The 14,702-nt window shown below is 41.9% G+C and carries 17 protein-coding genes; 3 read left to right on the plus strand and 14 right to left on the minus strand.

What is annotated here, in order from left to right; translation table 11 throughout:
• Nucleotides 1-117 precede the first annotated feature (117 nt).
• From MF4640_RS11740 to MF4640_RS11765, 5 genes are all read right to left on the minus strand, one after another.
• Nucleotides 118-507, minus strand: coding sequence for a DUF3106 domain-containing protein (locus MF4640_RS11740; protein WP_078389691.1), 390 nt, complete (start codon nt 505-507; stop codon nt 118-120).
• Entirely contained in the window at nt 497-814 is a 318-nt protein-coding gene (locus tag MF4640_RS11745) for a hypothetical protein (protein ID WP_078389692.1), read from the minus strand. The genes MF4640_RS11740 and MF4640_RS11745 overlap by 11 nt, the downstream gene beginning before the upstream one ends.
• On the minus strand, nt 811-1,425 hold the full coding sequence (locus MF4640_RS11750) for an RNA polymerase sigma factor (protein ID WP_078389693.1): 615 nt from the start codon (nt 1,423-1,425) through the stop codon (nt 811-813). Before MF4640_RS11750 ends, MF4640_RS11745 begins: the two co-directional genes overlap by 4 nt.
• Nucleotides 1,426-1,586: 161 nt before the next feature.
• Nucleotides 1,587-2,363 carry a TrmH family RNA methyltransferase gene (locus MF4640_RS11760; protein WP_004693884.1) on the minus strand — a complete coding sequence of 259 codons (777 nt, stop codon included), beginning with the start codon at nt 2,361-2,363 and terminating at the stop codon, nt 1,587-1,589.
• A 52-nt stretch (nt 2,364-2,415) separates the two neighbouring features.
• A complete protein-coding gene (locus MF4640_RS11765) occupies nt 2,416-3,390 on the minus strand; it encodes a class 1 fructose-bisphosphatase (RefSeq protein ID WP_078389694.1) in 975 nt (324 codons plus the stop codon).
• A gap of 181 nt (nt 3,391-3,571) precedes the next feature.
• Between MF4640_RS11765 and MF4640_RS11770 the strand changes: the two genes are divergently transcribed.
• The gene (locus MF4640_RS11770; protein ID WP_004980614.1) at nt 3,572-3,772 is read left to right on the plus strand and encodes an NF038105 family protein; all 201 of its coding nucleotides are present in this window, start codon (nt 3,572-3,574) and stop codon (nt 3,770-3,772) included.
• A gap of 59 nt (nt 3,773-3,831) precedes the next feature.
• On the opposite strand, the gene pal is transcribed toward MF4640_RS11770, so the two are convergent.
• From pal to ybgC, 6 genes are all read right to left on the minus strand, one after another.
• On the minus strand, nt 3,832-4,401 hold the full coding sequence (pal, locus tag MF4640_RS11775; protein ID WP_004693879.1) for a peptidoglycan-associated lipoprotein Pal: 570 nt from the start codon (nt 4,399-4,401) through the stop codon (nt 3,832-3,834).
• 52 nt (nt 4,402-4,453) lie between these two features.
• Nucleotides 4,454-5,737 (minus strand): Tol-Pal system beta propeller repeat protein TolB, encoded by a 1,284-nt coding sequence (gene tolB, locus MF4640_RS11780; protein ID WP_005399723.1) that lies wholly within the window; start codon nt 5,735-5,737, stop codon nt 4,454-4,456.
• A 360-nt stretch (nt 5,738-6,097) separates the two neighbouring features.
• Entirely contained in the window at nt 6,098-7,333 is a 1,236-nt protein-coding gene (tolA, locus tag MF4640_RS11785; RefSeq protein WP_004693874.1) for a cell envelope integrity protein TolA, read from the minus strand.
• Nucleotides 7,334-7,336: 3 nt separating this feature from the next.
• Entirely contained in the window at nt 7,337-7,789 is a 453-nt protein-coding gene (tolR, locus tag MF4640_RS11790; RefSeq protein ID WP_078389695.1) for a protein TolR, read from the minus strand.
• Nucleotides 7,789-8,487 carry a protein TolQ gene (tolQ, locus tag MF4640_RS11795; protein WP_004980607.1) on the minus strand — a complete coding sequence of 233 codons (699 nt, stop codon included), beginning with the start codon at nt 8,485-8,487 and terminating at the stop codon, nt 7,789-7,791. The genes tolR and tolQ overlap by 1 nt, the downstream gene beginning before the upstream one ends.
• 26 nt (nt 8,488-8,513) lie before the next feature.
• On the minus strand, nt 8,514-8,921 hold the full coding sequence (gene ybgC, locus MF4640_RS11800; protein WP_004693869.1) for a tol-pal system-associated acyl-CoA thioesterase: 408 nt from the start codon (nt 8,919-8,921) through the stop codon (nt 8,514-8,516).
• A 221-nt stretch (nt 8,922-9,142) separates the two neighbouring features.
• Between ybgC and MF4640_RS11805 the strand changes: the two genes are divergently transcribed.
• Nucleotides 9,143-9,724 (plus strand): hypothetical protein, encoded by a 582-nt coding sequence (locus MF4640_RS11805; RefSeq protein WP_078389696.1) that lies wholly within the window; start codon nt 9,143-9,145, stop codon nt 9,722-9,724.
• A 218-nt stretch (nt 9,725-9,942) separates the two neighbouring features.
• On the plus strand, nt 9,943-11,175 hold the full coding sequence (locus tag MF4640_RS11810; protein WP_078389697.1) for an acetamidase/formamidase family protein: 1,233 nt from the start codon (nt 9,943-9,945) through the stop codon (nt 11,173-11,175).
• 54 nt (nt 11,176-11,229) lie between these two features.
• Here the strand turns inward: MF4640_RS11810 and ruvB are convergent, their stop codons facing one another.
• The 3 genes from ruvB to MF4640_RS11825 form a co-directional block, all read right to left on the minus strand.
• Nucleotides 11,230-12,240 carry a Holliday junction branch migration DNA helicase RuvB gene (gene ruvB, locus MF4640_RS11815; RefSeq protein ID WP_005399718.1) on the minus strand — a complete coding sequence of 337 codons (1,011 nt, stop codon included), beginning with the start codon at nt 12,238-12,240 and terminating at the stop codon, nt 11,230-11,232.
• A gap of 196 nt (nt 12,241-12,436) precedes the next feature.
• On the minus strand, nt 12,437-13,039 hold the full coding sequence (gene ruvA / locus MF4640_RS11820) for a Holliday junction branch migration protein RuvA (protein WP_078389698.1): 603 nt from the start codon (nt 13,037-13,039) through the stop codon (nt 12,437-12,439).
• Nucleotides 13,040-13,165: 126 nt separating this feature from the next.
• The gene (locus tag MF4640_RS11825; RefSeq protein ID WP_078389699.1) at nt 13,166-14,506 is read right to left on the minus strand and encodes a deoxyguanosinetriphosphate triphosphohydrolase; all 1,341 of its coding nucleotides are present in this window, start codon (nt 14,504-14,506) and stop codon (nt 13,166-13,168) included.
• Nucleotides 14,507-14,702 lie beyond the last annotated feature (196 nt).

The following is a 14,702-nucleotide window of genomic DNA, read 5'->3' on the forward strand; positions in this document are numbered from 1 at the left end:
TTCTTGACTCAAGCATTAATGCAGTACGATCTTCAAAGTTAAGATGATGGTATGACAATTTTATATACTCCATAAACCCTTTAAATTAATTAGGTGGTTTATGTCGCACTTCAAGTTTTACTCTGCCATGTATTTATTGATATATTCATTTCGAATATTCACACGTTCATCTACATCTGCTTTTTGCATGCGTACACGTAAATCACGTCGTTCTTGGGTGCTCATCTGTTGCCAAGTGTCACGCATTTTTTGCTTTTCTTGCTCAGGTAACTGAGTAAACCAGTCCATACGTTGTTGCAGGGCTGCACTTTGTGCATCGGGCAGTTCTTTAAGGGATTGGTAACGTTGAATCAACGCACGCTGTTCTTCTTCAGACAATGATTCCCATGTTTCAGACACTTGAGTATCTGCATCTTTGGAAAAAATCCAAAAACGATCAAAACCTGCAAAACTGGTTTGTAAAAAACCTAGCGTGCAAAGTGCGAAAGCGACACGTTTAGCTGCCATGTGGAACAGTGTCCTCACCTAAAACCAATAACATTTCTAAATCTTCAACCATTTGAGGTGAAAGTTTAGGAGTCGAAACCACTTGGTTATGTGGTTTTTCATCAAGGGTTACAGAGTTCGGAAGTACGACAAAGCCAGTAATAGCCGCAGCTAAAGCAAAACCAGACATTTTCCAAAGGCCATAACGTGAGGACTTTTGATCTTGAATGTCATCAAGAACATGTTGCATCACCACAGGTTTGTTTTTGTGATGTTGCGCGAGCCCATCAAGTTTGGAGGTTACTTGCTTTAAGAAATCATCTTTCATTCGGATGATCCTCCTAGATGTGGATTCAAATGTGCGAGAGCATTGCGTAAGCCTTGAATCGCACGGTGGTAATGAGTTTTAACACTGCCTTCAGAGCAATTCATGATTTGCGCAGTGGTTGCAGTATCAAAACCTTCCCATGCACGTAACATAAATGCTTGCTGCTGACGAACAGGAAGACCCGCAATGGCTTCTTGAATTTCATCCGCAGTGACAGCTTGACTTAAAAAGTCTGAAGGATTCAGCGCTCTTTCATCGACCACCTCATTGACTTCAAAATCGTCATCATCAAGACTGACTTTTTTGAAGAAAGAAAACGGTTGTGCTCGACGTGCTTCTTTACGACGCCAATCCTGTAATTTGTTGGTTAGAATAGTATAGAACAGGGGATACCATTCTTCCGTAGATCGATCGGAATAAGATTTGTGTAATGAAATAAAAGCTTCTTGCACCAAATCCATGGCGATACCTTGCTGGTTTTGGGTGGCACTTTCCATCATTACTAACGCACGACCAGTCACTTCTTGCATGAAGTTTTTTAGGCGAGACTCGGTTGTACTCTTAAGAGTACTAGAATCTTGAGTTTTAGACTGTTTGGGTGCTAAATCCATAGAGATGGAAAATCCTGTCATCGGATACCCACCATTATTTCCTCGATCATGTACCTATAACGTTGGAAATAATGGTTTGGTTGACAACACAAGTAATTATTTTTTCTAGTGTAATCTATTTTTTCTGCTAAGCCGACTTTAGTTAATATAACTTAACGATTTTAAAGTCGTTGTCGTACCATTTCAAAAAAGCAGATTGAACCCGCAATAGCGACATTGAGAGATTCTTGGCCACCGGGCTGTGGGATGCTCAGTGCTTGAGCATGTGCTAAAGCAAAGTCAGAAACTCCTTGGCCTTCATTGCCTAAGATCCAGACACAAGCTTGTGTTAAATCTTTTTGATATAAACTTTCAGCCTGATGTGAGCTGGTTACATACACTGGAATTTCAAAGCGTTCGAGTACATCTTCGATGGCAACGTTTTCATAGGTGTTGAGTGAGAAGTGTGCACCCATGCCTGCGCGTAATACACGTGGTGACCAAAGTGCAGCAGAACCTTTGGTACAAATAACTTGCTTAATACCTGCTGCTGCTGCAGAACGGAGTAGTGTACCTACATTGCCTGGATCTTGAATGTTTTCCAAAATCAAGGTATCCAAGCTAAAGTCTACACTTTGGCTTGAGCTTGGTAAGTCTACAACTGCCAAGAAAGGCAAAGTGGTCCCCAATGTGCTTAAGTCACGATATAGGCTTTCAGCAATGACAAAAACAGCACCTTCATATTCATCTAGAATATCGCAAATATCAGGGTGTTCGAGTGCATTTTCAGTGGTGAAAATAGAATTGAGTTTCTTCTTTTTTTCAACCCAAGCTAAGCCTAAGTGTGTCCCTTCAAGCACAGTTTGACCTTGCTTTTTACGGTAGCTACTTTGCTCTATTAAACCGCGGAGATGTTTAATCTTTGGGTTGTCTTTTGATTCAAGGAAAATAATCGACATGGAGGAGACTCATGCGCATAACGCTTCAGATGGCTATGCGCATTTAAAAAAATTAGTTGTGGTAGCCGGTCACTAAATCGACTTCGTTTTTAGAGCCAATAATCACAGGGACACGTTGGTGTAGGTCAGTTGGTTCGATGTCTAAAATACGAACGCGACCCGTTGTTGATGCACCGCCAGCTTGTTCAATTAGCATACTCATAGGGTTTGCTTCATACATTAAACGTAGGCGACCTGCTTTTTTCGGATCTTTGAGGTCGTATGGATACATGAAAATCCCGCTACGGCAAAGAATACGGTGAATGTCGCCCACCATACAAGCCACCCAACGCATATTGAAGTCTTTCTCACGTGGACCTGTTTTACCTGCGAGAAGTTCTTCAATATAACGTTTTACTGGGTTTTCCCAGTGGCGTTGGTTTGATGAGTTAATGGCATATTCTTTGGTATCTGCTGCCACTTGAATATTTTCAGAGGTGAGCAAGAATTGTTGAGTTTCTGGGTCAAAGGTAAAGAATACTGTGCCTGCACCGACTGTTAATGCCAACATGGTTGATGGGCCATAAAGCACATAACCTGCAGCAACTTGCTGGTTGCCTGCTTGCATAAAGTCTTCAGCTTGTGTCACTGCATTTTTTGCAGGCAAGATTGAGAAAATAGTACCCACACACATATTGATGTCGATGTTGCTTGAACCATCAAGAGGGTCAAATAAAACTAAATATTTGCCATTTTCTTGAGCTGGTGTGAATTCATCCAATTCTTCAGACGCTAAACCACCAACTTGTGGGTGGATTTTTAGAGCATCAATCAAATAATCATTTGAAATCACATCTAATTTTTTCTGTTCTTCACCTTGCACGTTTTCATGCTGCGCGCTACCTAAAACACCTGCTAAAGCACCTTTTTGTAAAGCTTGATCGATGGTTTGGCAAGTGGCAGCAATGGTGCTAATCACTTGTGCCAATTCAGGCGTAAGATTTCCCGTTTGTTGTTGTAAAAATTGGGACAGATTGAGATATGACATAAGGGGGAGGACTCCACTAAAACTTGAATACGTAACAAAATCAACATTGCGCTATATTTTAGTCGAGAACGAGACAAAAGAACAATTAAACTCGACTATTTGCTGCGATTTTACCCTTGCAAGTCTTGTGGAAAGTGCTATGTTGATGGAAGGAATATCAGGTAAAAATAGGAGCACAACAATGACAACGCAAAAATTTGATGCGACTCCAACGCCGAGCGAAGGGATTAACTTAGATGATATTTCAGACGATAGCGTGAAAAAAGCGTGGCAAGACTACGAAGCAAAAGCTGAGTATAAAAAGTTCAATAAACATGACATGATTGAATCTATGCAACATGCTGAAGAATCTGATGAAAATCCCAAGCCTGAACAAGTTTAAGTCATAAAAAAGCGCTCATCGAAAGGAGCGCTTTTTTTATTTCAGTTGTGATACCAGCATTATTTTAAAAGTGGTGGTACTGCTTCGTAGTTAATTTCTACGCGACGGTTTTCTTTCCATGCATTTTCGTCATGGCCTGCATTGATTGGCATTTCTTTACCATAACTAACGGCTTCAAGTTGGTTTGGACTCACACCTGTGGTGATTAAGAAACTTTCAACCGCCTTGGCACGGCGCTCACCCAATGCCATATTGTATTCACGTGTACCGCGCTCATCGGTATGACCTGTTAACGCCACACGCGAATTTGCATTTGCCATTAAGAACTGCGCATGAGCTTGTAGCGTTTGGTAATCATCATTGCTGAGGTCGCTACTGTCATAGTCAAAATGCACAACGCGTTTTGCTAAAAATGCTTTGTTGGCTTCAGTTACGCCTTTTGCCGATGCACCTGCAAGATTTTGTGCATTTAAAGCAGCATCTTCACTTAGACCTTGAGTATTGACTGTGGTTGAACCATTTGGGTTTTGACCCGCTTCAATTGTCGCAGCGGGTTTGCGGCTCGCACATCCTGTAACTACAAGAGCAGTCGCTAAGATTGGAAGGGCTAAAAGTTTGATCGATTTCATTCTTCATCTCCATGAAAATTGATGATTATTAAATGACTAGTCATTAAAAAAGTTATTTGGGTGCCCAAGCGGGTTCACGGACTTCACCTTGTTCACTTGGTAAATTCATACGGAAACGGCCATCCAGTGACATGATCGATAACAAACCACGTGAACCTTCACGCGTTGCATAGACCACCATCTGCCCATTTGGGGAAAAACTTGGTGACTCATCCAAACTGGTTGGCGTTAAAATATTTGTAACACTTGAGTTTAAATCTTGAATAGCGACTTTATAGTTACTACCGCTTGGGCGGTGGACCAGTGCCAGCTTTTTGCCATCGGCACTGAGCGTACCACGTGCATTGAATGCGCCACGGAAGGTCAGGCGGTTATAACTGCTATTTGCCAAGTCATAACGGTAAATTTGTGCAGAACCACCCCGGTCAGAAGTAAAGATAAATGACTTACCATCTGGTGCATAACGTGCTTCAGTATCAATAGCACTGTCATTGGTCATACGTTGCAGTTGACGGGTTTCCAAGTTCATTTGGTAAATTTCTGGGTTGCCATGCATAGAAGCGGTGAACAACATACTTTTCCCATCTGGAGAGAAGCTTGGTGCGCCATTTAGACCACGGAAGCTAGCAAGCTTTTCACGCGCACCTGTCGAAAGGTCTTGGACATAAATTGCAGGGCGTTTGGTTTCAAATGAAACATAAGCAATTTTCTTGGCATCTGGTGTCCAAGCAGGCGATAAAATTGGATCGCGTGACGTTAAAATTGTACGTGGTTGCTCACCATCAGTATCCGCGATTTGTAGTGTATAGCGTTGTTCCGGTGTAGCTGGATTACGTAGCACATAAGCAATACGACCGCTAAAGTCTCCTGGAATACCAGTTAATGCTTGATAAATGGCATCACTAATCATGTGTGCAGCAGAACGAACGCGTGATGCTGGAACAGTTAATAATTCATTTAAAAGATATTGTTGTTTTTGGACATCATACAGTTGGTAATGAACCTCGTAGCTACCATTTTCAGTGGTTTTTACTGTTCCTGTAACGACATATGGAACACCTGCAGCCTGCCAGTTGGCTGCGTTCGGATTATTCATGCTGGCGGTTGCAGGTAAATTTTTTGAAGCGCTGGTAAATTTCCCTGAGCGGTTTAAATCCGTTTCAATAATGGGATAGAGGCTACTGTCATTGCTAAAAGGTACGATTGCAATTTTAGGCGCTTCTTCAGGTGCTTTTGCAATTTCTAAATGAAGCTGAGCATGCGCTTGAGTCACTAAGACTGGGCTGAAAGCAGTTAAAATGGCTAGGCTAAGAAGGTGTTTACGCGTCATTTCCATCATTCGTTATTTACTCAAACAAACGGCTTTTATTGTGGGTTTAATTGTTCTACATAATGGCATGATTTTCTAATATTAAAAGCATGAAATTATGACTGATCTGTTATAACACTGTGAAAAATGAGTAAGAATTAAGTCGTTGAAGCGTAAATGCAAAAACGCATAGGTAGATATGTGTGATAAGGGGGGAGTGGCGATTTGCTTATATGGAGTGCAATATCGACTGAAATTAAAGATATTGCACGGATTGTTATTGAAAGCTAAAACAGATTAAACGTATATAAAATAAGTTATTTGAGTATATAAAAGTACTGAGATTTAGGCTAAAAAAATCCCCCTGACTGTTCAGAGGGATTTGGGTTATTTTGCAGTAAAGGATGAGGTAAAGCTTTGTGCTTGCCGGCGCGCTTCTGGATCTGAAGGCATTGGATAGGGTGCAGCAGAACGAACAGCTGCTTCGACGCTGGCTTTCATGTCAGGGTCACTGGAGCTTACGAGCACAGATCGTACAGCACCACTATCCGAAAGCGTGACACGTGCAGTCGCGGTTTTACCCGTTGAACCTGCTGGGGTATCCCAAGCACGCTTAATTTTATTCTCAAAGTCGCGCTTAGCCGTTGAAGCAATTTGCTTTGCTTCTGCTTTCTTTTGCGCGGCTTCTTCGGCAGCTTGTTTTGCAGATGAAGCACGTGCTTCTTCAGCCGCACGCTCTTTCGCTTCAGCATCAGCTTTACGTTTTGCATCAGCGGCAGCCTTGGCTTTTTCGGAATCAGCTTTGGCTTTTGCATCAGCATTTGCCTTAGCTTTATCAGCATCAGCTTTACGTTTCGCATCAGCGTCAGCTTTGGTCTTCGCAGCATCTGCTTTAGCTTTAACATCAGCGGCGGCTTTCGCTTTGTCTGCATCGGCTTTACGTTTTGCATCAGCGGCAGCCTTGGCTTTATCTGCATCTGCTTTGGCCTTTGTATCAGCGTCTTGCTTCTGCTTTTTAGCGAGATCCGCTTTCTTTTGTGCCTCTAGCTTCGCTTTTTGTACTGCCTCTGCTTTTTTCAATGCTTCTAAGTTTGCTCGGCGTTTGGCATCTGCTTCGGCTTTCGCCGCTGCATCTGTTTTGGCTTTCTCTGCATTTTTAGCTTGCTCCGCTGCACGGGCAGCAGCACGTTCTTGCTGAGCTTGTAGTTTTTCAGCTTCAGCCTTCGCTCGTGCCTCTAACTGCTTTTGCATTTCTGCTTTACGCGTTGCCGCTTCAGCAGCTTTGGCATCCGCTGCTGCTTTTTGAGTGTCGACCTTTGGCACAACGGGTGTTATAGGTGGTGCAGTTGGGATCACAGGTGCAGGCTCTACAGCGGGCGGAGCAGTTTGTGTGACCTCTTTTGCTACATTTTCATGCGCTGTTTCAGTAAACTCTGTTTCTTCAAGCGTAACAGGCTTTAAGTCCTCAGGTTTGATGAGCACAGTTCTAATTTGCTTCGGTGGCTCTGGTGGTTTACTCATACCAAGATAAAGTAAGCCAACAACAGCAATCACATGGACACCAAAGGTAAATCCAAGCGCGATGGCTTTTTGTTTAAAAGGTGGCTTTTTAAAATCTTTCATAAATTACTTTAATGGCTCTGTGAGTAATCCAACTTGGCTGAGACCCGCTTCTTCTAGGCTGTTCATGAGCGACATGACTTCGCCATAAGAGCGTGACTGTTCACCTTCCACAACAACGGTTAAAGTTTTATTTTCAGCCTGAGCTTGTTGCTGTGCTTCACTTAAAATAGACGTCAATTCAGATAAAGCCAAAGGTTCAGCTGAACTATGCGTTTTATATTTAAGGAAATAGCGACCCTCTTTATCTAAGCTGACCATTGCAGGTGCATCTTTTGATTCAATGGGGTTGCCATTGGCCTGAGGAAGATCGACATTGATGCCGCTAGTAATCATGGGTGCGGTGACCATAAAAATCACTAATAATACGAGCATGACGTCAATATATGGGACGACGTTCATCTCACTTTTTAGTGGTTTTTTAATGCGCTCGAAGCGTCCTGAACGTTGAATTGCCATTAGTCATGTTCCTTAGTTTCACCCAAAGACTGACGTTGTAATAACGCAACCATTTCTTCTGCAAATAAAGCACGATCGGAGTAAACCGTTTCGCCTTTTCCTGTGTAATGGTTAAATGCCAATACTGCAGGAATCGCTGCAAATAAACCAATCGCTGTAGCAATGAGGGCTTCAGCAATACCGGGTGCAACCGTTGCAAGGGTGACTTGATCTACGTCTGCTAAACCGATGAATGCATTCATGATGCCCCAAACGGTACCAAATAAGCCAACATACGGGGCAACAGAACCAATGCTGGCCAAAGCACCTAAGCCTTGTTCAAGTTGGCTTTGGTCACGACTTAGACCGACGCGTAAAATACGTTCTGTGCCTTCAATGGTTTGAGCTGTAGCAGCATTGCGTTTTTTGAGTTTTAAAAACTCGCCTAAACCTTGATAAAAAATATCCTCAAGGCCGACACGTTTGGAGTTAAGTTGCGCATTGTTATACAGCGTATTCAGTTCAGCACCTGACCAAAAAATTTTTTGGAAATGGTCATCGTCTGCCTGTGCTTTTTTATAACTCATGTGTAACTTGGCAATCAGATACCAGCTAAACAGCGAGGCCAAAAGTAAAGCCAGCATTACCAGTTGTACGACTGGGCTTGCTTGTAATATTAGATCTGAAACTTGAAGAGATGATTCGAGTTGAGTTGCCATAGTTACTACATGTGCCAATAATTTTTTTAGTCTTGTCCTAATTCTTTTAGAATCAGTTCGCGGATTTCATCGGGAAGTCGACGTGGTTTCATTTCTGAACTGATACATGCCAATTCGACCTCACCAGATGCAAGCATGATTTCACCACGATAAATATTTTGTTGCAACACAAATGACGTAGCCTTACACGAAACAACACTTGCTGTAACAGTAATTAAATCATCCATTAAAATTGGACGTGAATATTTCACATTAATTTTGTGTACAACGAAGTTATAGTCTTTTTGATGCCAGTAATGATCTACACCAGAAGCACGTAACCACTCAGTACGGGTACGCTCCATAAAGCGAATATGATTGGCGTGGTAAACAATGCCACCTGCATCAGTATCTTCAATATAGACACGAATGTTGAATTCAAATTTATTCGCCATGAGAGTATTCCGTTTTTCCAGTTGTACGAGTCGATTTAGATTGACTTGGCGCTTTTATATTTAAGGACAGGGTCTTAAAATTGATGCACGTCAAAGTACTAATGCGTCGCAGTTTAGCATTATGAGATTTCACTCCAATGGCACAAGATGTCAAATATTGTGATTCATGACTGTTGGGGGAGTTGAACGCTGTATGGCTATAAAAATATAAGGATAAGGGAATGAATGGTTATTTTAAACTGCTGCTTATTTTGGCTGTGGCATTTGCGCTGTGGACATATTGGCTTAAGCCTGAGCAAGGAAGCAGAAGTTTAGAGTTATATTCACCGATTGAAAATGTACAGCAAGTTGAAGGCTACACAATTACTTCCTTAGAACCATATGCGGGAGAGTTTCGTGTGTTGGCGCGTGAAAACTATAGGATGGGTCGTGAAGCAGAGCTAAGTCCTGTGGATTTTGCTTTGGGTTGGAACGAGATGGCGAAGCCTGAAGTCTACAAGCAACTATCTATTACACAAAGTAATCGTTGGTATTATTGGCGTTATGAGAACAATCCACCCATTCCAGTAAATGACATTGCCTCGAGTAGTGCCAATACGCATTTGATCCCAGCCAATAAAGTTGTTGCACAAAAACTTGCAGATATTGATGTAGACGACATGGTTTATTTAAAAGGGCAACTGGTTGAAGTTAAATCGACTGATGGTTGGACATGGCGCAGTTCACTGAGTCGGACAGACACAGGAAATGGGGCGTGTGAGTTAATGCTGGTCGAAGAGGTGAGAGAAATTTCTTCTTTATAAATTGTCGAGAGGGGATGTATAGCCAAGGCTTGTGATGGATTCTCGTTTTAAAAAAAAGATAATGTTATTTAAAAATTTTATAAATGCATACCCAGTATTGTATTAAGAAGCTGACTAATAGAGCGACTAGGTATAACTTTATTAAAACGTGAATAATAACTTAAAATGGCATTAAATTTGCTTTTAGCGTTATGTAATTAAATTAGGGAAATTTACATATGCCAACGCGTTTAGCATTATCTATAGCTGTCACATCTGGTCTTTTAGCACTTTCATCTTTCACTTTTGCTGATGACTTTCAGGTTTTAAAACAACTAGAAAATAAGCCAATGTTATTAAAACAAGGTGAATATCAAGGGAATTATTATGTTCCAAGTACATTAAAAACAATTACATGGGGCTATTTACCAAATAAGAATGCTAAACCTGTATTAACAGTTCCATCGGAAAGTACAGTGACCTTTGATACTGTTTCACATGAAGGATTGCTTGAAGATCAGGGGAGAGATGCTGAAAAGTATTTTTCATCGCATGGGGTTGAATCTGAAAATGTTCTAGATGAAGCAAAATTAATTACGCGCTCCAATTTAAAGCATGATTTTCATAAAGATGGTCCACACATCATCACAGGTCCAATTGCAATTGATGGTGCAATGCCTGGGGATATTTTAAAAGTTGAAATCTTAAAAGTTGAACCACGAGTTCCTTATGGTGTGATTTCAAATAGACATGGAAAGGGTACATTACCTGAGTTTCCAAAGCGTAAAAAGATGGACGGAGCTTCAGCAAATAATCCAGATGCATACGGTAATGTTTCTATCTTTACGCCAATTGAAAAAAATAAAAATGGAGTTTGGGAAGGTGTTTTAAAAACTGATACAGGTCCATCAATCCGCTTTCCTTTAAACCCATTTATGGGGACTATGGGGGTGGCTGCAAATACAAGCGAACCTGTGCATTCAGTACCCCCATCATTTTATGGAGGAAATATTGATATTAATGAGTTAAGTGCTGGGGCAACGGTATACTACCCTGTACAAGTGCCAGGTGCACTGTTCTATACAGGTGATAGTCATTTTGTTCAAGGAGATGGTGAAGTTTCTTTGACTGCTCTTGAGGGATCAGCGAGGGCAACGTTTAAAATTACGTTGTTAAAGGCGGGCAAGGATAAAGTACCTGGTAAAACCATTAGACAACCTCTAGCAGAGAATGCGGAGTTTTGGATTACGCCTGGTTTAGACGAAGACTTGGACGAAGCAATGCGTAAATCAACACGTGAAGCGATTCGCTTTTTGGTTGATGAATATGGTATTTCAGAAGAAATTGCATATGCTTATTTAAGTGCCGCCACAGACTTTGAGGTATCCCAAGTAGTTGATCGTACCAAAGGTATTCATGCCATGATCCGTAAAGCAGACTTTAATGAGTTTAAAGAAACAAAGAATAAATAGTGAATGCAAAAGAAGGTGGCATTAAGCCTCCTTCTTTTGCATTAAACAGGTGTTTTAGGGTTTATCTTTCGGTTCAGGCGGTGTCATACCAAACTGTAAATATGCCATATTGGTGGCAATACGGCCACGGGCTGTCCGCATGACATAACCTTGTTGAATCAAATATGGTTCAATCACATCTTCTAATGTGCCCGAGTCTTCAGCCATCGCTGCTGCCAAAGCTTCTACACCACCAGGTCCGCCATCAAAACGTTCAAGTAACATACTCAAATAACGACGGTCTAAAGTGTCTAAACCATCTTTATCGACATTGAGCATATCGAGGGCACGCTGAGCCATATCTTGTGTCACTTCACCTGTACCTTTGACTTGTGCATAGTCACGGACTCGACGTAGTAAGCGGTTGGCGATACGCGGCGTACCACGTGAACGACGTGCAATTTCTGCTGAACCTTCACGTGTAATAGGTACATCCATCAAATTGGCAGAACGAGTCACAATATGCGTTAAGTCAGTGACTGAATAGAATTCAAGGCGTTGCACAATACCAAAACGGTCACGTAAAGGAGAGGTGAGGAGTCCAGCACGTGTGGTTGCGGCAACTAAAGTAAAAGGGGGTAAGTCGAGCTTAATTGAACGAGCCGCAGGACCTTCGCCAATCATAATGTCGAGTTGATAGTCTTCCATGGCTGGGTAAAGAATTTCTTCAATCACGGGGGAAAGACGGTGAATTTCATCGATAAATAGTACATCACCTTCTTCAAGGTTGGTCAGCATGGCTGCCAAATCCCCAGCCCGTTCTAGTACGGGGCCTGAAGTCGACTTTAAGTTCCCACCCATTTCACGCGCAATAATATTGGCAAGTGTGGTTTTACCTAGTCCCGGTGGACCAAAAATTAAGGTGTGATCGAGGGCTTCACCACGACCACGTGCTGCGCCAATAAAGATTTCCATTTGTTCACGAACTACGGGCTGACCGATGTAGTCATCGAGTGAGGTCGGGCGGATAGCGCGGTCGATATGATCTTCGGGTTTTTCGGAACCACCGATGAGACGGTCTTGCATATAGTTAAATCAATCTCTGGCTGAACTTTCGAGGCACAGCCTCAAATTATGATTTGTGTTTAGGTACCATTGTGTAGGCATTGCCTTACTTTTGAAAGATCAAAAGTAACAAAAATCTTGTGTTGGATTGAGGATATGTCCTTATATCCCAATCCAACATGGCGACATCCATGTCGCCTTCGTGTGTCTATTTGGATTATTTATTCATCGATTTGAGTGCAGCACGGATGATGTCGCTTGCTTCAGTGAAATCACCTTTTGCTGCACTGACCAATTTCTGTGCTTCTAAAGGTTTGTAACCTAAAGATTGTAATGCCGCTTCAGCTTCTGCAACGGCAGAGTTGCCTGTGAACTGGATTTGTTCACCGGTTGAGTTGCTTGGCGCTGCGCCTGAAGACATCGCTTTAAAGCGATCACGTAGTTCAATCATGAGGCGTTCAGCAGTTTTTTTACCCACGCCCGGTACTTTGACCAGTGTGTTGATATCTTCATGCTCAACAGTATGAATCAGCATATCGACACTAAGCGTGGATAAGATACCTAAAGCCATTTTAGGGCCGACACCGTTGACCTTTAACAGGGTGCGAAAAATGATTTTTTCTTGTTGATGCAAAAAGCCATAGAGCAGTTGAGCATCTTCACGCACGGCAAGGTGCGTCCATAAGGTAATGTTCTGGCCTTTTTGTAGTTGGCAGAAGGTCGTCAGTGGTGTATCAATTTCATAACCGACACCATTTACATTTAAAAGTACGGTGGGTGCTTCTAGTGCGAAGACTTCACCAATAAGACATCCGATCATGTTGTGTGATTCACTTTTTTATCAATGGTTGCATAGTAGTGAGCATTGCGCAGAAAGGCAAAAGACTCATGGAAAATTGAGTTCGGATTGATGGCTTTATCATCAAACTGGATGTTGATGACTTATTTAAATCAATCCTGCCTTATTGCCTTGTAACTCTTGAGACAAGTTATACGCTTGGTGGTCTGAAAATTTAGAAATAATATCTAAGACCTGCATAATGTTTTCATAATGGTTACTGCCAAAGTGCGCACCAGAACGACATAAAATAGCCATTAAGCGTTGTTCTTTAAAGCTCAATGTTTTATGAGGTGTAGTGAGCGGAATAAAAGCATCTAAAATATTTTGTAAGCTTTGATGGGCAATAATTTCCAAACCCGCTTTTTGTGGGTGTTCAAATATTTTATCGCGAGCTAAATCCTTTGCACGGTTAATGCCTAACTCAATATCGGCAGCGCAGTATTGCAGTAAGCTGCCAGCCAGTTGTCCGTTTAAAATTTCAAAATGATGCTTAGCAAAAGCAGATGTGACTTCTTCAACCAGACGTTTCATCACGCGTCCGCGCAACGCTGCAATTTTTTGCTGCCACGTAGTATCTGGCATCGACAGTTCAGTTGGTGCGCTATATTCACCAAGTAAGCTTAAAAAAATCGGTTCAACTTCTTCATAAGACAACATGTTTAAAATAATGCCATCTTCAAGGTCAATCAGGGCGTAGCAAATATCATCTGCTGCTTCAAGTAAATAAGTCAGTGGATGACGACAATAATGGTATTCACCCAGTTGAATCAGTCCGAGTTGCTCTGCGATTTGTTGTAGGATTTCTTTTTCTGCCTGATAGCAGCCAAATTTGGCACGTTTACTGGCAGGAGTATTACCTTGTGATTCGATGGTTTTCGATAGCCACGGATATTTTAAGTAAGCCCCAAGTGTTGCATAGGTTAGACGCATGCCACCATCATTAGGGTGATAGTCAATTTTAGTCAGTAAGCGGAGACCTTGGGCATTTCCTTCAAACTGACGCACATCGGCTTGTTCTTCTGCGGAAAGCTTCTCTAAAAAGTTGCCATGTGATGCATCGTCAAACCATTCACGAATGGCATATTCACCCGCATGACCAAACGGTGGGTTCCCAATATCATGTGCTAAACAAGCCGCTTGAATAATGGCTCCAACATCGGCAGGAGAAATCCAAATTGGTAGTTCGTCCTTGATCTTTTCCGCTGCGAGCATGCCAAGAGAGCGTCCAATGCAGGAGACTTCGAGCGAATGCGTTAAACGAGTATGAATGCCATCGTGTTGAGTCAGAGGATGGACTTGGGTTTTTCGGTTCAGTTGGCGAAAGCTTTGAGAAAAAATAATTCGATCATAATCTTTGTGAAATGGACTACGTGCCAATTCGGTATTTTGTTTTTTACTTCCAATACGAACTGTTGAGAGCAGTTCCAACCAACGCATTTGCATCATTTATCGTTATTCAGTGAGTTATTGGCTTCATCATGCCAAAAAAGTGTGACGAGCTCTAGAGGGCTGCGACATAAGTTGTCTTTTAATTTATGCAGTATTAAGTTTTCAGAAATAGAACATCTTAAAGCAGTCATGTTTGATCTCAAGGAGACTAGCGACTTCGTCATTTGCAGCTTAAATATCAATTGAAAATGGT

The sequence above is a fragment of the Acinetobacter sp. MF4640 genome (assembly GCF_002018895.1).
Classification (GTDB): Bacteria; Pseudomonadota; Gammaproteobacteria; order Pseudomonadales; family Moraxellaceae; genus Acinetobacter; species Acinetobacter johnsonii.